The organism is Nocardia sp. NPDC052001 (assembly GCF_040680615.1).
GTDB lineage: Bacteria > Actinomycetota > Actinomycetes > Mycobacteriales > Mycobacteriaceae > Nocardia.
On sequence record NZ_JBFAXC010000008.1, the window covers coordinates 120,206 to 140,254 of the forward strand.

A 20,049-nucleotide genomic window follows, 5' to 3' on the forward strand; every position below is an offset into this window, starting at 1 on the left:
GCGCACCCTAGTTATGGACTGATTGATCTAAAACTGATGAGGAAGGGCTCGCCATGCCATTGGCCATCTATGTGCTCGGATTCGCGATATTCGCGCAGGGCACATCGGAATTCATGCTGTCCGGGCTGCTGCCGGAGATGGCCCACGATCTGGGTGTCTCCATCCCCGATGCGGGCCTGTTGATCTCCGCCTATGCCATCGGCATGGTGATCGGCGCGCCGATTCTCGCGATGGCCACGCTGCGCTGGCCCAAACGCCGTGCCCTGCTGACCTTTCTGGCAGTATTCATCGCCGCTCACGTGGTGGGCGCGGTGGCCACCGGGTACCCCGTGCTGTTCGCCACGAGAGTGATCGGTGCGATCGCCTGCGCCGGATTCTTCGGCGTCGCCGCCGTGACCGCCGTCGACCTGGTCGGCGCGCATCGGGCCGGGCGGGCGCTGTCGATCGTGATCGGCGGGATCACGGTGTCGACGGTGCTCGGCGTCCCGCTCGGCACCGTGATCGGCCAGCAGTTGGGCTGGCGCTCCGCATTCTGGACCGTGGCCGTGCTGTCCGCCGTCGCCGCCGCCGGCGTCGCGGTCAGCCTACGCACCGTGCCGGGCCATTCGGTCGGCGAAACCAGCAGGACCGTAACGAGATTCGGCGATGAACTGCGCAGCCTCGCCGATCCCGGACTCTGGATCGTGTACGGCACCAGCGCACTGATCTTCAGTTCGATGATGGCATCATTCAGCTACCTCGGTGCCATGCTGACGACCGACACCGGCCTGGACGAGAGCTGGGTTCCTGTGGTGCTGGCCTTGTTCGGCGTCGGCTCGTTGATCGGTATCACTCTCGGCGGCCGGGTAGCCGACGCACTCCCGTACCCCACCCTGTACATCGGCGGGACCGGCGTTCTCATCTCCTCGATCGGCATCGCGATCTTCGCGAGCCATCCGATCCCGGTCATCGTGCTCGTATTCCTGATGGGAATGTTCGGCCTGGCCACCAATCCGGCGATCAATGTCCGCGTCTACGCGCATCTGGGCCAGGTGCGCACGCTCGGCGGCGCACTGGTGACCTCGGCATTCAACGTGGGAAACACCCTCGCGCCCTGGCTCGCCGGTCTGGCCGTCGCCGCCGGACTCGGCTACCCGTCCACCGCCTGGGTCGGTGCGGGCATGTCCGCCCTCGGACTGCTCACCGTGGCCGCCGGCCACCTACGCAGCCGCCGCACCCCGATCCCCGCGGTATCGGCCGAACCGGTTCTGGTGGGCTGATCACGATGGGCCGATTTACACGCCAAACTCGCTGCGTACCAACTCCATACAGCCTCCACCGGCCGCGAACTCATCTTCACCTCGATCGTCACCTTCGGCGACCCCCACCCCGCACCTCCCTGCCCGATGGACGATATTGGGAGTCTGGGGCCATGGAGGCGGGACTCGAACCCCCGCCCTCCCACGTGTCGTGTCGGTGATCTACCACTGATCTACTCCATGGCCATCGGCCAGCGTACAGGTGCGGACGAGAGATCGAGATCATCACGGGGCGTTCATCTTCCGGCTTTCGCACTGCCGGTCGGCCGGTGCGATATGCGGCCTATACGGATGTCCGGGATGCTGGTGTCTTGGACGGAGGGAATGACTACTCGAGGACTAGAGTCGGATTCATGAAAGACCGACCTGTCCTCGTCGTGGCCCTGGTCGGGGGCTTCATCGGCGCGGTGCTGTCGAGTCCGTTCGCCGTGTACTTCGGCTTCGGCGATCCTATGCTCGCCACCGTCATTGTCGGCGTGGGAATCGTGCTGGTTGGAGCCGTAGTGTTCGGTGGCCTCTGTGCTGCACTGGTAGCGGCCGTCAGGGCTGATCGGCGTAACGGTGGTTACCGCTGTCGCGGTGAGAGCCGGGCATAAGAGGACCCGGCAAGCTTCGCTATGCAGCGTCACTGTTGCCGAGTTGATTTGTGCCCGTTGATCTTCCGGCGAGCCGCGTAGTCGCTTCGAACAGCGCGCCACGCGACATGACCGGATGGTTATTGCTACGGGTCCTGGGGCCACAGGGCGCACTGTCTGCATGGTGTGGCGGAGGGCACCGCAGGTCCGGTGTCGGGCGATCGACGGGTTGTCGTATCGTGGATTGGGTCTTGCCCCGCCTGTTTCCTGCGGGGCGGGTGTGGACTTTTGTTTCTGTAGTGGATTGGAGGTGGTGACTTATATCCCAGGCCATGTCGCCGTCCGTGTTCCCCACGTCCTGATCGTTCGGACGTGTGCGGGGCGGACGTCGCGCTGGCCTGAGTTGAGTCACCACCCATTCCCTTTCCGCTATTTCCCGGGTGCAGCTCTGCCGTCTGCCCTGGGTGTGTGTTGTCTTGCCCTGGTGTGGTCGACGGTGAGCTCCCCGATTCCTGAACAGGAGTCCGACCGTGAGGTCCTCCGCGATCGACAACGAGCATGAGCACATCCCCGAGCCGTCAACCCCGACTTCTACCGGTGCGTCGTCAGCGATGACAACGACCGCCAGGATCGCCCTCGCGGTCCTTCTGACCGGCGAGCTCATGAACATCGTCGACGATTCGGTCGTGCTGACCGCCATCCCGACCCTGCAACACTCCCTCGGTGCCGGACCTGCCGCGGTGCAGTGGGTGACCGCGGGTTACGCACTGAGCTTCGCTCTCGCGCTGATCACCGGCGGCAGGCTCGGCGATATCTACGGTCGGCGAAAGGTGTTCCTGCTGGGCACGATCGGTTTCACCCTGGCCTCGCTGCTGTGCGGGCTCGCCGCCGATCCCGGCATGCTCATTGCCGCGCGCGTGCTTCAAGGTGGTGCCGCCGCGGTGATGATGCCGCAGGTCCTGGCCACCCTGCACGTCACCTTCGCCGCCGAGAACCGCAGCAGGGCCTTCGGCCTGTTCGGAGCGGTGCTGGCGATGGGTAACGTCGTGGGCCCGGTACTGGGCGGTGCGCTCACCGACGCCGACCTGTTCGGGCTGGCGTGGCGGCCGATCTTCTTGATCAACGTGCCCGTCGGGCTCGCCGTGATCATCCTTGGGCGCAAGTTCATCACCGAGTCGACCGCGGCCAAAGCCGACCGGCTCGACCTCGCCGGAGTTGGGCTGTCCGCGATCGCAATGGTGCTGATCGTTTTCCCGCTCACCGAAGGCCACGCCCATGGCTGGCCGCTGTGGTGTTTCATCATGCTCACCAGTGGTCTGCTCGTGCTCGGCGCCTTCTTGCGCCATCAGCGGCATCGCGCCGATAAGGCACCGCTGGTGGAGTTGTCGCTGTTCAGGGTCAAGCAGTTCCGCGGTGGTCTGTCCGCGCAGCTGATGATGGGTCTGCTGGTCGGTTTGTTCTTCATGACCTGGACCCTCTACCTGCAGCGTAGCCTGGGCATGAGCGCGCTGATGGCGGGCCTGGCCTTCGTACTGCTCGCTGGCGGCGAGTTCATGGGTGCGATGCTCGCGACCAAGACCGCAGGACGTTTCGCACGCCGACTCCCTCAGGCCGGAGCCCTGATCACCATCGCTGCGATGACGGCCTACGGGCTCCAAATCAGTAGCGGGCGCGAGGATTTGACCTTGCTCGCGATGAGCGCCCCGATCCTGGTCCTCGGGTTCGGCCTCGGCATGATCAGCGGACCGATCGCCGACCTGACGCTGGCGAAGGTTCCACACGACCGCGCCGGTTCGGCCTCCGGCCTGTTCAACACCGCCCTGCAACTGGGCTACGCACTCGGTATCGCTCTGAACGGTCTCGTATTCTTCGCCGTCACCGGCGGATCACCCGAGGCGGCTCTCAACCGTGACGCGTTCACAGGCGTGCTGTGGTGGGGCGGCGGCACGTTGATTGCGATGTGGGCGTTGATGTTCTACCTACCCGAGCACCCGAACGACCACACCACAGAGTCCGGAGGTAACTGACATCGGTCATACCGGGCGCACCCGGTCCAGCACGCTGAAACGGCAGAAGAGTGCACCGGGAAGCGCTGTCGGCCAACCGGTTCGGACGGCCGGCCGACGCGTGGGATGCGGCACTACAGGATATTCGCGGCAGGGGTGAGGGGGGTGGGATCGGGCGTCTGCTCCGCTCCCTGAGGCGTACCAGAGGGAGCGTCCAGCCACCCCCCTTTGCCCCGGGCTGCCCAAGGCAGACACTGCGGGCCCGAAGCCCGAGCGGGCACCACCCACCCTAGCGCGACGGCCCCGAGGCTGTTGAACTTCAGTTGGTCACACTGATCGTGCGGCCTGGCTGGTCCGGACGACCTTGTAGCGGCATTACCGTGCACATGATCCGGCGGTCGCACACAGGTCGTCGGTGGGTCGATTGGTGCGGTAGCTGTCACATACTGGCTGGTATGCCTGGACACCAGGACTAACGGCATTTCGTCGCATGGGTGGGGATTTCGATGACGCTGTTCTCAGATCGTCTTGCCCAGTGGCGAGGGGTGCGGTGTGAACGGGTGCTTGGCGTCAAGTACGAGGCGCCCTCGATTGAGTTGATCTTCGCTGTGGGGACCGTCATCGAGTTCAGCGACGGGACGAGGCTGTCGGCCCAGTTCTGGCGGTTGACGAAGAAGGGCCGACCGGAAGTCAGCATCTTCGATCATCGTCGTCAGTATGGTCTGCCCGCGCCGATCGACGCGTTGAGCGTTCTGCGTGGTGAGCTTGTCGGTGGGCAGTTGCTGGCAGCGGAGATGGACCAAACCACCGCGGACCTGAGGTTCATGTTCGACAATGACCGCAGACTGGAGGTTTTCAACTTCACCGGATTCGAAATCTGGGAGTTCACGTTCCCCGGCAACACCGGCCAGTTGTCGAATTACGCTCTCGAGGATTGATGGAAGCGATACCGCCGCAACGACATCTGATGTGATCCGCTCAAGGCCGTGGTAGAAGTTGCGCAGTAGCGGACGACCTGAGCGCCCGGATCGGCGCTGCTGGTTGATCTTTCGCACGACAGGCAGACGCACACCGCGGTCTTCGGGCAATCATCGCGACGGACGGGCGGTCAACAATCCGGTTGCTGACCCGCAGCGCACTCGGCACACTTCTCACGTGAGTAACGAGACCTCGGTGGACGATCTGATCGTTGCCGAGAAGGTGGTCCGGGCGCTTCAAGCCATCAGGACCGAGATGGACTGCAGCATCAGCGAAGCTATCGATGAGTTCGGGCTGCGCTATGACAGGCTGCGCACAGAACGACCGGACGATTTCACACTGCCGCACGGCGAGTACGGCCAAAACGTCTACACCTGAGCGCAACGCCCACTGCGCCGACACCGACATGCCGCCTGATCGCGCTGGCCGCTTATGTCAGCGCGCTACGCGGCAGTCGCGTGCGTTCCATTGGAACGGCCGTGTGGGTGCGGTTTCGGGCGTTGAGTCGAGCAGTTCCACGATGGGCCGGAAGCGCATTCGCTGGATCACCATCGATTCTTAGGCGGCAATCAGCGGTCCACCCAGAGCATGAGCGATCCGAGACCCACCGTCCCGCCGCCGAGCAGGATCGTGAAGAAGAGCGCCATGAAGATGATCTGACGGGCCTCGCTGCGGTCATGGAACACCGAGGGCGGGTGAATCGGGATCACCGGGGAGCGGGCTTGCACCTGCGCCCCTGGTTTCAAGTCATCCTGTATCACGCTGCAAGCATGGCGATTCCCGTCGGCATCGAGGTAGTACCCGACTCCTTCGGTGACGTCGGGACCCGCATCACCGCCCCACAGGGTGCGGACCGATTCGACATACACGGTCCGCTCTGTGCCATGCCCGGACAAGAACGCGAAACCGTTGAACACTACGGCCGCACCGTACCCGAACACGGCCAGTCCGATCAGCACCGCTGCGAGCCATACCCGGACAGCCACCCCTTATCACCGGCCTCAGTCAGGAAACCTCTGTCCACATCTCATATTGCGTCCTGCCGGCAGGTCTATCAACAGATTTCAGGAGGTCCCGAACGAGCGTGCGTCGCGTTCACGCAATACACAGGCCGACTGCACGCCCACAGACGATCCACGGCCACCGTGCTGCGCCAGCCGAGCTTCGTACGGAATCCGATGGGGCCTCAGTGGTTTCTGGTAACCAGGCCAGGGCCACAGCGGGATCGGCACCCAGCACAGACCATGACTCAGCTTCCCGAGTCATGCGACACGTTCATCGGCATTACCGCGCACCTGGAAGCGCTGTCTGCCAGCCCATTTGGACGGCCGACTAACGCCCGGGTTGCGGCACGAACGCGCGTCCGCTGATCGGTCTGACGATCCTGGGAGCCAGCATGTGAGACACGGTGCGCACCGAGGCCGGGCGATCGGGCTGCTGTTGATCAGTGCTCGGCAGTGAGTGTGTCCCCGTACAGCTTGGCGACCCGGAGCCTGATCACGACCCGATGGTCCTCGACCATGTTCTCGAGGAAGATCGGGGCATCGTCGGGGTTGTCGAATTCGGGGAACATGGCGAGCATTTCGCGGCCCGTCGCATCGCCGGGAACCGAACTGACCGGAGAAATCTCCACCGTGCCCTCGGCCACCGCGAAGCTGAGATGGTCCGAGCTACTCACGTAGAGCGCGGCGCGTGGATCTCGGGCGAGGTGGCGGACTTTGATACGGTCAGCGGTCGAGCCGATCGAAATCACGCCTGCGCCCGAATTCCATTGGTAGGCAACGGTAGACGGGTGCGGATGCCCGTCGCGCTTAATAGTTATCAGCGCTCCCATCCGATTCTCGGCGAGAAAACGGTTGAGTCGGTCGGTCGACAGTCGGGTCGGAGCCGCTCCGCGGCCCGGTTCGTACATCGGTTCCTGAACGTCGGACATGGCGACCCTTCCGTCGTCTTAGTGCACTATTTGTTACTGAGTGCATGATCTGTCACGGTCGTGGCGGGCGGAAGGAGGCACTTTCATGTTCCAGAGTGACAGCGATGTTCCATTGCAGGCAGACGCGGTCGCCGAGGGCGATTCGCCACTCGACCACGCGTGTTCGGTGCTGGAAGTCCTCAATTGGGTCAGCGGCAAATGGGCCATCGGTGTCCTGCTACTGACCACTCGGGGTCCGATGCGTTTCACCGAACTCGAACGCGAAATCAGCGGTGTCAGTAGGCGAATGCTCACCCTGACCCTGCGCAACCTCGAACGTGACGGCCTGCTGACCCGCACGGTATATCCAGTGGTGCCTCCCAAGACCGAATACCAAGCCACACCGATGGCCCGAGAGCTCTATCAGAGCCCTCTGGCGCTGACCGGATGGGCCGACCGCCACCGGAGCACGATCGCCGCGGCACGCAGAACCTACGACGAGCAGGCCACACCCTCGGTCATATCGACCGAATCAGCGTGATCCTGCACCTGTTGCTCGATTGCGGCACGACCCTGCGACTTCAACCTCACCGGCAATTGAGTACGTTCCATAGCTGGCGTGGCCTGCGGCCTCCGAAGTCCCCGGAGGAGGATCGCGATGATCGATCCATCCAAACTGTCGAGCCTGCGCTGTAAGAACTCGTCTGTCCGCAGGCCACGCTGACTGCGACCGAACGCGCGAGGCTGATCAGCAGCCTGCGCGCCGCGGGTCAGTCCGGGATGGGTGCTGTCAGGGCGATATTGATCCAGCTCGGCGCGTCGGGATCCAGGCGCAGGTATTCAGGTTTCAAGCCGGAGTCGGCCACGAACATCAGGGGCGGCAGGCCCTTGGGGAAATTGCTGGCGTAGACGTCGACACGCAAGCGGTGGCCGGGCTGCAGCACCGCGTCGATCGGGGTGGCGGCGATGTCCAGGGTGACCGGCGCACCGGGGATGGTGGGCTGGCGCCGATCGAGGTCGAGGAAGTAGCGCGGGTCGGTGTAGTCGCCGTTGATAGAGGTCTTGCTCGCCGAGTCGTCGATCTGGCGCAGCGAGGCGACGAGCTGTCCGGTCGCGATCTCGTTGGAGCTGCCGTCCGGAGCCACATCGTTGACTGTCGCCACCCAGTAGCCGTCGGCGGCGTCGTGAACCACGTTGAGGTGCACGTTGATTGGCCCCGATATCGTCGTTGCCTCGGTGACAGGGCTGCTGGTGAAGCTCAGGCCGTTGTGCTCCCAGATGCGGGAGTCCTTGCCGCAGGCGTCCAGGATTGCCGTCGCACCGGCGGCGATCCTGGCGACGTCACGGCCGCAGATGCTCAGCAGGCCCGGTGCGACGGTCAGGTCGCGCGGCTGCGACTGCCGCGGGTGCTGCGAGAGCCCACCGTCATAGACCGAACCAGCGGCGGTGCCGGAAGGTGTGTCGTTGAGGTACACGCGCCGGTAGGTGGCCTCGGTGCGCGGGAATTCCGAGGCGTCGGTCCAGCCGCCACCCTGCTGTTTGACCACGATCGGCGCGTAATCCTCTATGCCGTTGTCGATTCCGCGCAGCCAGTGGTCGAACCAGGCTCGCTGCAACACATCCAGTCGCGGGGGCATCCCCGGATGACCGAAACCGGCTACGCCGGAACCGAGATGGTAGCCGTCGCCCATGATGAGTTTCTTCTGTTCGGCCGGCAGCGGGATCGAGTTGAAGGTATCGGTCGGGCTGGTGCCGAAGATGTCGAACCACGCGCCCACCATGAAGGTCGGCACTCGAATGTTGCCGACTTTGGCTTTAAGTCCTTGCCGGAAGGGCGAATTCGGATCCATCAGGCCGCGGGTCCGCGGGGTCAGCTGGTCCGGTGTCAGCGCGGTGTAGGCATTGGCGACGATATCGACCAGGGTCAGTGGGTCGGCGATGCGGTCCTTGAGCCACTGCAATTGCTGTGCGGGATCGAACTTTCCGACTGCCAGGGCAGTGACATCGGGAATCATCTTGAGCGCGTTGACGCCGAGCAGCCACGGCACCAGGAAGCCGACGCCGACCGCGCCACCGGGTCCGGCAATATCGTTGAAGACGTCCGCGCTGCCTTCGTAGGCGAAAACGGCCTTCAGTCCCGGCGGCATCCGGTCGGTCGCCTCGAGCGCGCTGATCGCGGTGAACGAGATCCCCATGGTCCCGACATTGCCGTCGCTCCACCCTTGCCGGGTGATCCAGTCGATCACCTCAGCGATGTCCTGCTTCTCGCGGTCTCCGAAGACTTGCCAGTCGCCCTCGGAGGTGCCGGTGCCGCGCAGATCGACCTGCACCAGGGTGTATCCGGCCTCGGCAAGCGCCCAGTCCTGGGCCGCGGTTTCAAGCGCGCCGGAGTCGGCCTGGCGGGTGAGGTCGAATAGCCCATCGATGCCGACCCCGGGCAGGTTGATCGAGGAAATCCAGTCTTCGAGAGGCTTTTTGATGCCGAGACCGTCGATAGAACTCAACAGCGCCTGCCCGATGAGGATCGGAAGCTTGCCGTAGCCCTGCATCTGCAGGATTACCGGGCGACGGCCATCGGCACGCTGGCCGTCACGGGCCGGATGGATGATGTCCGCCTTGAGCACGGTGCCATCGCTCATCGTGAACGGTACCGCCAGATCGGGCGCGACACCGTTGTAGGGCTGTGGTCCGTTCAAGGCCGAATTCCATTGTGCCGCATGATCGCCACCGTCGATTGTCGTGAAACCTCCGCGCGGTTCACCGAAAACCACCGGCGCCGAGAACGGCGCGCCCGCCAGTGCCACCGATGCCACCACCATGCTGCGTAGCGCGAACCTCTTCGTCCGCTTCCCAGCCCTCATTCGTGTGCTCCACCTCTCATTCGATCCCTGAGCCAGATTGTTGCCACCGATGAGGGCCGCGGACTCGCTCCTGGGCGACATCCTTTTATCCGAGCGCGACAGCGGTTGGTTCCCGTGTCGAACAAGGACCACATCAGGGCCGGTGGAAACCGCGAATTCTGGCTGAGACAATCGCTGTACGGTCTTGTCGCGGGGAACCCGACTGGATACGCTGCGGAACCAACTCGGGAATGGTTGGTGGGTTGCTGATGGCAGTCATGGGGCATGCGGCGATGTTGCGCGGGTATCGGGAGCTGGTCGAGGAACTCGGAGGCGACGGTGTCGCGCTGCTGCGGCGGTTCGGCATCGCACCCGAGGCGTTGGATTCCGATGATGCGGTCGTCACCGCGGAGTCGGTGGGCTGGGCATTGGAGGTCGCCGCGATCGAATTGGGCTGTCCTGACCTAGGTTTGCGCTTGGCCGAACGCCAAGACTTCAGCATATTCGGTCCGCTCGCCGTCGCCATGCTCAATGCGCCTACCGTCGGAGAGGCATTGGTGTGCGCGCAGCGCTACCTGTTCACCCACCACGCCGGCATTTCCATCGAGTTGTGCCCTGATCCGGAGCATCAGCCCGGCGTGATCGCGATGAACTACCGCGATATCGCGGAGGTAAGTACTTTCAGTCAGTGCATCGACCACGCCGCAGGCATTCTGCATCGGCTCTTGCGCCACGGCCTCGGCGATGCCTACGGATTACGGACGGTGTACCTGCCGCATCCACCACGGGCGCCCGCCTCGCGGTATGCCGAATTCTTCGGTGCCGAAATGCGATTCGACATGACCACGACCCTGCTGCGCCTCCCGTCCGAGGTACTTGCCCGCCCCGTTCTCGGCAGCGACCCGATGCTGCACAGACTGGCGATGGACTACCTGGCCCGCAACTACTCCGAACTCGATCGCACCATGACTGCCCGGGTCCGCCTCGCGATCGACCGTGCTTTGCTCGAATCCACCGCGGACATCGCGACCGTCGCCCAGATGCTGCATACCGGCCCGCGCACCTTGCAGCGCGCATTGGCAAGCGAGGGAACAACTTTCACCGCAGTCCTCGACACAGCGCGCCGAGACGCCACCTACCGACTGCTCTGCGAAACCGATCTCCCCATGGGTCGCATTACCGCCCTCGTCGGTCTCCGGGAGCAATCCGCCCTCACCCGCGTGGTCCGCCGCTGGTACGGCCGCACTCCCCAGGAGATCCGCGCCGAAGGCCACGCCCGCCAGAGCCACCACCAGCAATCACGATGATTGCCAGACCGGTGGATCGCTGCGTGGCCCACACGAACTGACCAACAACCGTGCGGGCGCGGACATGCGTCTGGATCCACCAGATATTGCCGAACGGATCGCGCACCCGCCCGACTCGATCCCCGAAGAACAGTTCGGTCACCGTGGTGACCGATGTGGCCCCGGCCCGAAACGACCGCTCGTAGACCGCATCGGCATCCGCGAGGAACAGGCGGATCAGCGAGGGCGTCACCGGCCACCCCGGTCGAGAGTCGAAAGCCATCACCACCGAATCGCCGATTCGCGCCCCGCATGTCCGATGCTGCCGTCCGCGTTGGCAATTCGCGCCAATTCCTGCGCCTCGAACGCCTCGGTCAGGAAGTCCATGAGCGCGCCGATGTCGTCAACGCCGCAGAGCGTGACCGGTTTTCGAGTCCGGACACGTGGCGAGCTCTTCGGGTGTGCCCTCGAACACGAGTTGTCCACCATGGCGCCCAGGCCCGGGTCCGAGATCGATGATGTGGTCGGCCTGGCGGATGACATCGAGGTTGTGCTCGATGACCACCATCGTGTTGCCCTTGTCGACGAGCGTGCCGAGTAGCTCCAGCAGGATGTCGATATCGGACAGGTGCAGACCGGTGGTCGGTTCGTCGAGGATGTAGAGAGTGTTGTCGCCTCGGCGGGCCAGTTCTTTTCCGATCTTCAGCCGCTGGCATTCGCCGCCGGAGAGCGTGCTCAGCGACTGGCCGAGGCGCAGGTAGCCCAGGCCGACTTCCGCGATCTGCCGCAGCGGGCCGGCGATACCCGGTTCCCGCAGGCGCGCGGCGGCATCGGTGATGGTGAGGTCGTCGATATCCGCGATGGTCAGACCGTCCACCGTGTACCGGAGTACCTCCGGGGTGAAGCGCCGTCCGCCGCAGGTCTCGCACACCGTTTCCTGACCGTCCATGAAGGCCAGATCGGTATAGCTGACACCGAGCCCTTTACAGGTGGGGCAGGCCCCCGCCGAATTCGCGCTGAACAGAGTGGGACTGACGCTGTTGCGGGTGGCGAACAGCCGCCGGATGGCGGGCGCGATACCGGCATAGGTGATCGGCGTCGAGCGCCGATTGGTGGTGAGCGGACGTTGATCGACGATGGTGGCGGGATACCGATCGGTCAATTCCGCTACCAGACTGGACTTCCCGGATCCGGCGACCCCGGTCAGCACGGTCAGCACCCCGGTGGGTATATCGACGGTGAGCCCGCGCAGATTGTTTCGCGTGGCGTTGTCGATGCGCAATTTGCCTGTGGGAGTGCGGTGTTCGCGTCGGGCGCGGCGGTCTCGCAATCCACGCCCGGTCGGGGTGTCGGCGGTGCGCAGCGCGTGGAACGGTCCCTCGAATATCACCTCACCGCCGGCGGTCCCCGCTCCCGGCCCGATTTCCACGATCCGGTCGGCGATACGCATGATGTCGGGATCGTGCTCGACGACCAGCACGGTATTGCCCTTGTCCCGCAACTGTTTCAGCATCCCGGTCAGTGATCGGACATCGTGCGGATGCAGACCCATGGTTGGCTCGTCGAAGACGTACAGCATTTCGACGAGGCTGCTGCCGAGATGCCGCACCGTCTTGATGCGCTGTGATTCACCGCCGGACAGGGTACCGGTGGGCCGGGCCAGCGACAGGTAGCCGAGCCCGATGTCGGTGAGCGCGATGAGTCGCTCGCGCAAGGCCGTCACCACCGGTGTGACACTCGGATCCGCCACGCCCGCAACCAATTCGGCGAGTTCGGTGATCTCCATGCCGCTCATCTCGACGATGGTGCGCCCCAGCACCCGGGCCGAGCGGGCGGCGGCGTTCAACCGATCGCCACCGCAGTCCGGGCACGGCCGGGTATGGGTGAATTTCCGTAGCACGGTCTGCTTGCGTTCGGAGAGATTGTCCGCGGTGTGCAGGTAGATCCGTTCGAACCGCTCGATGACCCCCTCGTAGTCCCTCGGGGGACGGGTGCGCAGCCGTGTCGCCGCGGTTCCTCCGTACAGCAGCGCTTGTCGTTCGGACTCGGTCCACTCGCGCAGTGGAGTGGTCGCGTCGAATGAGCCGATGTCGGCGTACTGCCGGTACCAGTACTGTCCGTTGCCGAAGCCCGGCAGCAAGATCGCTCCCTGTTCCAGTGATCTGTCCAGATCCAGTACCCGTTCGACAGCAGTGGACATCGTGTGTCCCAATCCCGAACAGGCTGGGCACATTCCGGCCGGATCATTGAACGAGAAGTGGTTCGACTCTCCCACATGCGGGGTGCTGATCCGCGAGAACAACAGGCGCAGATAGCTGTACGCATCGGTGATGGTGCCGACGGTGGAGCGGGCATTGGCGCCGAGTCGTCGCTGGTCGATGACCACCACCGGCGACAAACCCTCGATGTGATCAACCTCCGGGCGAGTCCAGCGTGGTAGCCGATTGCGCACGAACGGGGGGTAGTTCTCGTTCACCTGATATCCCGCTTCGGCCGCGATGGTGTCGAAGACCAGCGACGACTTCCCCGATCCGGAGACGCCGACGAAGACGACGAGGTTATTGCGCGGCACATCGAGGTCGATCCGGCGCAGATTGTTCGTGCGGGCGCCATAGATGCGGACGGAGCGGTGTTGCTCGAATGTGGTCATTATTCGACGCTATCGACAGATGTGGCCGCATCCTGGCCGCAATTAGCGCCATGATGGAGATATGTCCGATGTGACCCGTCGTACGCTCGAACTGCTGGCCCAGCTCCAGACAGGGCGGCGGTTCAGTGGAAAGGAACTGGCCGCTCGGCTCGAAACCAGCCCGCGCACGCTGCGCCGCGATGTGGAACGGCTGCGCGAGTACGGCTACCCGGTGTCGACACAGCCCGGGCCCAGCGGCTTCTATCGACTTGCCGCCGGCCAGACTCTGCCGCCGCTGGTACTCGACGACGACGAGGCGGTCGCCACGCTGGTCGGCCTCACCCTGCTGGGTGCCACGGCGCCGCGAGAACCCTTCGACGGCAACGGATTCGCCCCCGCGGCCGACCGCGCCTTCGGCAAACTCGACCAATTCCTGCCGCACCGCCTGCGACCGGCTGTGGTCGCGCTGCGCGAAACCGTGGAGGCCGCACCACAGAGCGCACCGGCGGTGCGACCGGAGGCGCTGGCCATCCTGGGCACCGCGGCGGCCCGGCACGAATACCTCACCTTCACCTACCTCGACCGGGACGGACACACTTCCGACCGCCGGGTCGAGCCGTACCGCACGATCTACCTCCACCTGCGCTGGTATCTGCTGGCCTGGGACGTACGGGCGGTCGACTGGCGTACCTTTCGTCTCGATCGCATCGACGAGATCGTGCCTACCGCAAGCCATTTCACCCCGCGCCCGCTGCCGGCCCGGTCGGGCGCGGAGTATCTGCGTGCGGGGTTGAGCGCCAGCCGCCACCGCGCGGTCGTCACCATCGAGACCTCCGCCGCCGCCGTCGCGGACGCACTCAAATTCCAGGACTGCGAGATCGAGTCCCGGGGGCCGGACCGCTGCCGCCTGATCGTCCAGGTGGATTCGTTCCACTGGCTGATCCTCCAGGTCGGATTGATCGGCGCGGAATTCGCTATCGAAGAGCCCGCCGAGTTCCGCGATCAGGCAGCCCAGCTTGCCCAACGGCTGAACCGGGCCGCTGAGTCTCGGCCCACGTAGTGAACAGACGACGTCGCCCTCGGGTCGCGGCCGGAATCAGGTCCAGTTCAGCCGTCGTGTCAGCGAAAGCCGACCTCGGCGAATGCGTACCCGTTCCGCTCCGCGTGAGAGAGCATCTGCCGAGAAGTCAGAGCCGGGGCTTTTCGGAAGTATTGGCGGTAACCGGCTGCGCGGAACCTCAGATCGAACGCATGCCCTTTGATGTGCCAGAGCGGAAGGTCTTCCCGCCCATCGTCGAGTACCAGCCGCTGCAGGCCATCGATCTCCAGGGCCGGGGTCGTGCCCTTGAAATCGAGGTCTTCCTCGAGGTCCCACACGTCTTCGAAGACGAGGGTCGCCGGGGCCATCCAGAAGGAGAGATACCACGCGTGCACTCACCTCGGCATGATGGTGCGTTGGAAAGCTGCTGTCGGCCAACCGGTTTGGACGGCTGACCAACGCGCGGGTCGCGGCAATGTAGTGCGTTCTGGTTTCGGCGGTGATTTCGTATGACCGCGTGGCCCCGCTTGTTCATGCCGCCTTTCATGGCGAGGAATCAGTCAGGGGGTGACCGGCGTGTTCGACAGATGACCGCGCAGACTGATTCGGCACGCGTCATCGACCACGGCGGCGATCGACTCCGGCGAAGAATCTGCGGGCACGGCAGAATTCAGTACCGCGTCGACTGCCCCGACCAAAGCGCCGGTGAGGGCTGCCGCGTGCAAAGCATCGATCTCGTGCGGGTACGCCCGCAGTAGTGCGTCCGCAAGTCGTTGCTGCAGAGCGGCGTTCCGCAATAAGGCCGCCGCACGTAAGGCCGGCACCTCAGCGATCAAACGGGCCCGCAGACGGGTGAATTCGTGTTCGAGAGGAAAACTCCACACCGTCGCTCTGCTGAGGTGACGCATGGCGCGTAGCAGCAGGTCCGCGGGCCGCTCTTGTGGATCGTGAACGGCGAAAACCTCCGCCAGCAAGTCATCGTAGAGATCGTCGTCGGCGAAGATCACCTCGTCCTTGGCGGTGAAGTAGTTGAAGAACGTCGCATACGACACCTCGGCAGCAGTCGCGATCTCGGCGACAGTCGTCCGGTCGTAGCCCTTCTCGCTGAACAGCCGTAGTGCGGCCGTCACCAGCGCCTGTTTGGTGCGGCGTCTCTTCTGTTCGCGCAGACCGACATTGGGACTCACACCCGACATTCTTACACAGAGTAGATTATTAGACCGTGTCTAGGTTTCTGTTAGCGTGGCGGCATGGTCGAACGAACACAGTGCGTCATTGTCGGCGGCGGACCCGCTGGAATAATGCTGGGATTGCTACTCGCCCGCACCGGCGTCGAGGTGACGGTGCTGGAGAAGCATCGCGACTTCCGGCGCGACTTCCGTGGCGACACGGTGCACCCCTCGACACTTCGACTGCTCGACGAGCTCGGGCTCGGCGACGACTTCGCGAAGCTCCCCGCCGGACGACTCGAGCAGATGCGGATCCAAATCGGCGATACCACCCTCGTCATGGCGGACTTCCGCCGAATCCCGGGGCGGCACAAGTACATTGCGATGGTCCCGCAGTGGGACTTCCTGGACCTGCTGGCCACAGCGGCGGCTACCGAGCCGACGTTCACGCTGCGCATGAACTGCACGGTCACCGATCTGCTTCGTGACGGATCCGGAAGGGTCACCGGAGTTCGCTACCGCGACTCGGCCAACACTGTTCACGAACTCACGGCAGCACTGACAATCGGCTGCGACGGGCGCTGGTCGACAGTCCGCCGCGCAGCAGGGCTTCAGGGTGAAACGTTCGAGGTGCCCATGGACGTCTGGCAGGTACGAATCCCCAAGGGAGACAGTACCTATAACGGCGAGGTGTTCGGGCGATTCGGTTCCGGCCAGGCGGCAGTCACCATGGACCGCGGCGACTACTACCAGACGGCCTACCTGATCGAGAAGGGCACCAACGAGGCACGGCGCAGAGAAGGCATCACGGTGTTCCGATCCCGGTTGGCAGATCTGCTCAATTGGACTGATTATCAGGTTTCGTCCGTGCAGTCCTGGGACGAAGTGCCACTGCTGGAACCGGAAATGATCCGCCTGCGTCGCTGGTACGACCACGGAGTTCTGTGCATCGGGGACGCGGCGCACACCATGTCGCCCGTCGGCGGCGCGGGGATCAACCTCGCCGTCCAGGACGCGGTCGCCACGGCCCGCATCCTTCATCGCCCACTTCGACGCGGTCGAGTCGACAACGAAGACCTGGCACGTATCCAGCGCCGACGAACGCTACCTGTCAAGGTCACCCAGAACCAGCAAAGCAACGAACACGACATGCTGATCCGGCCCGCCCTCAACGGCACCCTCGACGAGCATCACCTTCCCGCCGCGCTGATGGCACTACGGTATGTACCGCCGCTGCGCATCCTCACCGCGTACCTGGGCGGTATCGGACTTCGCCCCGAATCCGCTCCAACCGCCACCCGCCCGCCTTCACACCCTCTGGATCCGACACCCCCGCTCCCGCCCTCGACGAACTGAGCGCCGAAACCTTCGTATCCGCCGTGGTCCTCGACCAACACCGCACCACCCGAACAGGTAGTCCGCTGCGGCCGCTCGGGTCTTCCTGTCACTCGAAGAGGCGCTGATCGCTGTTCGTGATCTGCGCATCGATGCAGGGGCCAAGGATGAACTCAGCTGAGGACCCACGATGGCGCAGGCCCGGTTCGCACGATCAGCGCTGCGGCATCAGTGGACGTTTGGCACGTGTTTGCTCATTCCGTCGCGCGACTGCCAGTTATCGGTCCTTATCCCGCACCGGGCGTAATCAGGAAATCGATGACACAGGACTGCATCGAACATCGACACTCTTCGGGCTGCCCGGGTGCGTCCGCCAGCAATGCCGCGGGACGGCGTCTCGAACCGCACGACACTCGGCAAAATGGTGCGTTGCAGATGATCGAGGTGGCCTCAGCCCGGTGATCTTCGGCCGTGCTCCATGGCCACTCCGATCAGCGCCGTAAGCGGCATCATCGCTCACTTGAATGAACTGAAGGTAGCCTGTGGAGTGGGATCCCGGATTTGGCCCGACCTGTACGGGAGAGGGATGAGGGTCGAGGAGTGCAGCGACGGCATGGTCGAGGTCTACGGTTCGGCGCAGGAGTTCGAAGATCTGGCCAGCGTGGTGACCCGGGGCGAGGGACGGTTCCCGACCGAGGATCTCGCGGCCGTGTAAGTCCGCTCGGACGCTGGTCCGGGGCTGCTGACCCGGGTCGTCGAGCATCGCAGGGTCCTGCTTCTGGTGGGAGACAAGGAGAGTCGAACACTCCTCGCGGAAATCTACGCGGTGTGGGGTCCATGATGGACTGCAGGCATCAGCACATCGAGTACCACGAGTTCGGCTACCTGCGGAAGGGTTCAGCTCCTCTGGTGCTGAACAGTCCACACAGTGCCATGCCGCAGCCGTAGAGCCGGTCCTCTAACTCCGGGTCAACGGCGACGGTACAGACCAGCTTTACAGTCATCCGCAATATGGTGCGTTCGGTCGGCGGCGGATGGGAGCGGCGTCGGCCAGATCTCTGGACAGGAACCTTGGGCGACAAGGGAATTGGCGTATCGCCCGGTCCGTTCACCGAGTTCATCGCTCCGCCGGGCATCGGGCGGTCGTAATGTCGGCGCAGATGTGCTCCGGTGCGGCGGCCCGGGTAATTGAAGCGACCGACCCCTCGGCGCGCTATCTACCGTGGAATACCGCGGCCGCGGGGCCGGACATGAGAATCAGGCCACCGGCCTGGTTTCAGGCGCAGGCGCGGTTGAGCTGGTCGGTCACTGCGGTCAGGTCGGTGACCGCAGCGTCACGCAGGGCGTCGGCGTAACCGATGATGGCGGCACGTTCGTCGCCTGCGGTCAGGTCCGCCAGTCCGGTCAGACGTTCGGCCAGCGACCGCGATGTCTCCTCGTTCAAGTCACCACCATCGACGGCGACATTGATGAGCTCGATGGCCCTGGCACAGACCGGCGACGCGGCCTGCGCCTCGTGTCCGGGCAGCACAACCGAGGCAAGCACACCGGCGCTGATCGCTACACCGGCAAGAAGTTTGAACATGGGCACCTCTACGAATTGTTCACAGATATCGCGGCAATCATGGCATATCGTCGAGTCCTCCCAGTGCCGGGAACATCGGCGGCGCATCGAGGACCGCACCAGTGCGGATGCCGCCGCACGCCCACCGCGCACTGATTGCTCGAGCCATCGAGGCTGCCAGGTAGTCCGGCTTGTCAGCGAGAACACCGTAATCATGTCGCGGTCCCGGGTCGCGCATGGCGGCCTCGTAGTCCGCTCCGAATGCCACCCGCGCAACAAACTACACGTGTCACGTGGCTTGCCGGGTGTGCCGGATGCGGGACCGTCGATGAGTTATGCGACCACAGAGGACGGCAGCAGGGCCTCCACAACGATCCGTTCTCGGCATGTGCGGATGGTTGAGATGTCATGTGGCAGAAGCCATGTAGGCCGCCAGGATGTAGTTCGGGTGCCGGTCGAGGTTTGTGCGGGCGCGGTCGTACCGCATCGTAGTGCGGGGATCAGCGTGGCGCGGCGATCTGGACATCGCGCAGGTCCACTCCAGCGTCGAGCATGGTGGTGACGAAGGTGTGGCGCAGCATGTGCGGGTGCAACTTCGGCAGCCGCACCACCGAATGCTCGGACAGCCGCCGGAGACGTCGTGTGGCGCAATGCCGGTCCATGCGTCGACCGCGCAGGTTCAACAGGATTGGGCCACGGACTCGATTCTCGATGGCGCGGTCGATCGATCGCCCGACCGCGGGCGGCAACAGTGCGAATGCGATCTTCGTGCCTTTGCCGACGGTACGCAGCACGCGGTGACCGTGTTCCTCTCCAAGGTCGTCGATATCGCAGCGGCATGCCTCGCTGATCCGCGAGCCGAGCAAGCCCAGCATGGCCACCAGAGCGAAGTCCGGCGGATTGTCCGAGTCCCGAGCGGCACACAGCAGCGCCTCGAATCGCAGGTGCGAAGGTCCCAGCGTCGGGGAAGTCCGCGGGCGAGCGGTCGAGGACGCCGTCGATGACGCAGGTGCGGTAGAAGCCCGCCACCACGGCCAGGCGGTGGGCGGCGGTGGCGGGTTGAAGCGGCGGACTTCCTGCATCCACCGCATGTACCGCTCAACCTCGGTTCGCGCGACCGCGAGCGGGGTGACTTGCTGCTCGGCGCACCAGTAGAAGTACAGGCGCAGATCGGATTTGGTGTGGATACGCGAGACCGCGGAGAAGCGGGCGAGGTAAGCCAACGCGGCCAGCCGGAGTACGAGGTCGTCACCGGCGAAGGTGACATCGAGGTCAGGTGAGGGAGCCATTCCTCACGATGCGACTGCACCGGCGAACCGCCCGAACAGACGCGCGGGTCGCGGCATGAGCGTGCACAAACGATATTCGTACCGCGCTCGCCCGACGGTCGTTCGATCGCGGGTGTTGATTCAAGCGGT

18 protein-coding genes and 1 tRNA gene are annotated in these 20,049 nt (G+C 64.4%); 10 read left to right on the forward strand and 9 right to left on the reverse strand.

The window, feature by feature from the left end; translation table 11 throughout:
- The first annotated feature begins 53 nt into the window (after positions 1–53).
- Complete coding sequence (locus AB0L82_RS31905; protein ID WP_364644646.1) at positions 54–1,259, forward strand: Cmx/CmrA family chloramphenicol efflux MFS transporter; 1,206 nt, start codon at positions 54–56, stop codon at positions 1,257–1,259.
- Positions 1,260–1,404: 145 nt separating this feature from the next.
- Here AB0L82_RS31905 and AB0L82_RS31910 read toward each other — a convergent pair.
- Positions 1,405–1,483: transfer RNA gene (locus tag AB0L82_RS31910), tRNA-OTHER, on the reverse strand.
- 168 nt (positions 1,484–1,651) lie between these two features.
- Here AB0L82_RS31910 and AB0L82_RS31915 point away from each other — a divergent pair.
- The 4 genes from AB0L82_RS31915 (at position 1,652) to AB0L82_RS31930 (ending at position 5,235) form a co-directional block, all read left to right on the forward strand.
- Positions 1,652–1,894, forward strand: coding sequence for a hypothetical protein (locus AB0L82_RS31915; RefSeq protein WP_364644649.1), 243 nt, complete (start codon positions 1,652–1,654; stop codon positions 1,892–1,894).
- A gap of 509 nt (positions 1,895–2,403) precedes the next feature.
- Complete coding sequence (locus tag AB0L82_RS31920; protein ID WP_364644652.1) at positions 2,404–3,900, forward strand: MFS transporter; 1,497 nt, start codon at positions 2,404–2,406, stop codon at positions 3,898–3,900.
- Positions 3,901–4,385: 485 nt separating this feature from the next.
- The gene (locus AB0L82_RS31925) at positions 4,386–4,817 is read left to right on the forward strand and encodes a hypothetical protein (RefSeq protein WP_364644655.1); all 432 of its coding nucleotides are present in this window, start codon (positions 4,386–4,388) and stop codon (positions 4,815–4,817) included.
- A 217-nt stretch (positions 4,818–5,034) separates the two neighbouring features.
- Complete coding sequence (locus AB0L82_RS31930; RefSeq protein WP_364644658.1) at positions 5,035–5,235, forward strand: hypothetical protein; 201 nt, start codon at positions 5,035–5,037, stop codon at positions 5,233–5,235.
- Between the two features lie 191 nt (positions 5,236–5,426).
- Here the strand turns inward: AB0L82_RS31930 and AB0L82_RS31935 are convergent, their stop codons facing one another.
- Together AB0L82_RS31935 and AB0L82_RS31940 are read right to left on the reverse strand one after the other, a co-directional pair.
- A complete protein-coding gene (locus AB0L82_RS31935; protein ID WP_364644661.1) occupies positions 5,427–5,843 on the reverse strand; it encodes a hypothetical protein in 417 nt (138 codons plus the stop codon).
- A 458-nt stretch (positions 5,844–6,301) separates the two neighbouring features.
- Positions 6,302–6,790, reverse strand: a complete 489-nt coding sequence (locus AB0L82_RS31940; protein WP_364644664.1) for a TIGR03618 family F420-dependent PPOX class oxidoreductase — start codon at positions 6,788–6,790, stop codon at positions 6,302–6,304.
- 85 nt (positions 6,791–6,875) lie between these two features.
- Here AB0L82_RS31940 and AB0L82_RS31945 point away from each other — a divergent pair, with 85 nt between their 5' ends.
- Complete coding sequence (locus AB0L82_RS31945) at positions 6,876–7,310, forward strand: helix-turn-helix domain-containing protein (protein ID WP_364644667.1); 435 nt, start codon at positions 6,876–6,878, stop codon at positions 7,308–7,310.
- Between the two features lie 229 nt (positions 7,311–7,539).
- On the opposite strand, the gene AB0L82_RS31950 is transcribed toward AB0L82_RS31945, so the two are convergent.
- Entirely contained in the window at positions 7,540–9,588 is a 2,049-nt protein-coding gene (locus tag AB0L82_RS31950; RefSeq protein WP_364644670.1) for a CocE/NonD family hydrolase, read from the reverse strand.
- 290 nt (positions 9,589–9,878) lie between these two features.
- On the opposite strand from AB0L82_RS31950, the gene AB0L82_RS31955 reads away from it, so the two are divergent.
- Positions 9,879–10,916 carry an AraC family transcriptional regulator gene (locus AB0L82_RS31955; protein WP_364644673.1) on the forward strand — a complete coding sequence of 346 codons (1,038 nt, stop codon included), beginning with the start codon at positions 9,879–9,881 and terminating at the stop codon, positions 10,914–10,916.
- Between the two features lie 382 nt (positions 10,917–11,298).
- Here AB0L82_RS31955 and AB0L82_RS31960 read toward each other — a convergent pair whose 3' ends face one another.
- Positions 11,299–13,545 carry an excinuclease ABC subunit UvrA gene (locus tag AB0L82_RS31960; protein WP_364644676.1) on the reverse strand — a complete coding sequence of 749 codons (2,247 nt, stop codon included), beginning with the start codon at positions 13,543–13,545 and terminating at the stop codon, positions 11,299–11,301.
- Between the two features lie 61 nt (positions 13,546–13,606).
- Between AB0L82_RS31960 and AB0L82_RS31965 the strand changes: the two genes are divergently transcribed.
- The gene (locus AB0L82_RS31965) at positions 13,607–14,584 is read left to right on the forward strand and encodes a YafY family protein (RefSeq protein ID WP_364644679.1); all 978 of its coding nucleotides are present in this window, start codon (positions 13,607–13,609) and stop codon (positions 14,582–14,584) included.
- A gap of 59 nt (positions 14,585–14,643) precedes the next feature.
- Here AB0L82_RS31965 and AB0L82_RS31970 read toward each other — a convergent pair whose 3' ends face one another.
- Together AB0L82_RS31970 and AB0L82_RS31975 are read right to left on the reverse strand one after the other, a co-directional pair.
- Positions 14,644–14,931, reverse strand: coding sequence for a hypothetical protein (locus tag AB0L82_RS31970; RefSeq protein WP_364644682.1), 288 nt, complete (start codon positions 14,929–14,931; stop codon positions 14,644–14,646).
- Positions 14,932–15,123: 192 nt separating this feature from the next.
- Positions 15,124–15,750 carry a TetR/AcrR family transcriptional regulator gene (locus AB0L82_RS31975; RefSeq protein ID WP_364644685.1) on the reverse strand — a complete coding sequence of 209 codons (627 nt, stop codon included), beginning with the start codon at positions 15,748–15,750 and terminating at the stop codon, positions 15,124–15,126.
- Between the two features lie 63 nt (positions 15,751–15,813).
- Between AB0L82_RS31975 and AB0L82_RS31980 the strand changes: the two genes are divergently transcribed.
- Positions 15,814–17,088, forward strand: coding sequence for an FAD-dependent oxidoreductase (locus AB0L82_RS31980; protein WP_364644688.1), 1,275 nt, complete (start codon positions 15,814–15,816; stop codon positions 17,086–17,088).
- A 565-nt stretch (positions 17,089–17,653) separates the two neighbouring features.
- Entirely contained in the window at positions 17,654–17,782 is a 129-nt protein-coding gene (locus AB0L82_RS31985) for a hypothetical protein (protein WP_364644691.1), read from the forward strand.
- A 561-nt stretch (positions 17,783–18,343) separates the two neighbouring features.
- Here the strand turns inward: AB0L82_RS31985 and AB0L82_RS31990 are convergent.
- Positions 18,344–18,652, reverse strand: a complete 309-nt coding sequence (locus AB0L82_RS31990; protein WP_364644694.1) for a hypothetical protein — start codon at positions 18,650–18,652, stop codon at positions 18,344–18,346.
- Positions 18,653–19,131: 479 nt separating this feature from the next.
- Positions 19,132–19,920, reverse strand: coding sequence for a tyrosine-type recombinase/integrase (locus AB0L82_RS31995; protein ID WP_364644697.1), 789 nt, complete (start codon positions 19,918–19,920; stop codon positions 19,132–19,134).
- Between the last annotated feature and the right edge of the window lie 129 nt (positions 19,921–20,049).

Bases quoted from the DNA above. Each gene is read 5' to 3' on its own strand.
- AB0L82_RS31960 (WP_364644676.1), bottom strand. From the start codon at position 13,545: ATGACCACATTCGAGCAACACCGCTCCGTCCGCATCTATGGCGCCCGC.
- AB0L82_RS31950 (WP_364644670.1), bottom strand. From the start codon at position 9,588: ATGGTGGTGGCATCGGTGGCACTGGCGGGCGCGCCGTTCTCGGCGCCG.
- AB0L82_RS31940 (WP_364644664.1), bottom strand. From the start codon at position 6,790: ATGTCCGACGTTCAGGAACCGATGTACGAACCGGGCCGCGGAGCGGCT.
- AB0L82_RS31905 (WP_364644646.1), top strand. From the start codon at position 54: ATGCCATTGGCCATCTATGTGCTCGGATTCGCGATATTCGCGCAGGGC.
- AB0L82_RS31970 (WP_364644682.1), bottom strand. From the start codon at position 14,931: ATGGCCCCGGCGACCCTCGTCTTCGAAGACGTGTGGGACCTCGAGGAA.
- AB0L82_RS31990 (WP_364644694.1), bottom strand. From the start codon at position 18,652: ATGTTCAAACTTCTTGCCGGTGTAGCGATCAGCGCCGGTGTGCTTGCC.
- AB0L82_RS31965 (WP_364644679.1), top strand. From the start codon at position 13,607: ATGTCCGATGTGACCCGTCGTACGCTCGAACTGCTGGCCCAGCTCCAG.
- AB0L82_RS31945 (WP_364644667.1), top strand. From the start codon at position 6,876: ATGTTCCAGAGTGACAGCGATGTTCCATTGCAGGCAGACGCGGTCGCC.
- AB0L82_RS31995 (WP_364644697.1), bottom strand. From the start codon at position 19,920: ATGGCTCCCTCACCTGACCTCGATGTCACCTTCGCCGGTGACGACCTC.
- AB0L82_RS31925 (WP_364644655.1), top strand. From the start codon at position 4,386: ATGACGCTGTTCTCAGATCGTCTTGCCCAGTGGCGAGGGGTGCGGTGT.
- AB0L82_RS31980 (WP_364644688.1), top strand. From the start codon at position 15,814: ATGGTCGAACGAACACAGTGCGTCATTGTCGGCGGCGGACCCGCTGGA.
- AB0L82_RS31985 (WP_364644691.1), top strand. From the start codon at position 17,654: ATGAGGGTCGAGGAGTGCAGCGACGGCATGGTCGAGGTCTACGGTTCG.
- AB0L82_RS31915 (WP_364644649.1), top strand. From the start codon at position 1,652: ATGAAAGACCGACCTGTCCTCGTCGTGGCCCTGGTCGGGGGCTTCATC.
- AB0L82_RS31955 (WP_364644673.1), top strand. From the start codon at position 9,879: ATGGCAGTCATGGGGCATGCGGCGATGTTGCGCGGGTATCGGGAGCTG.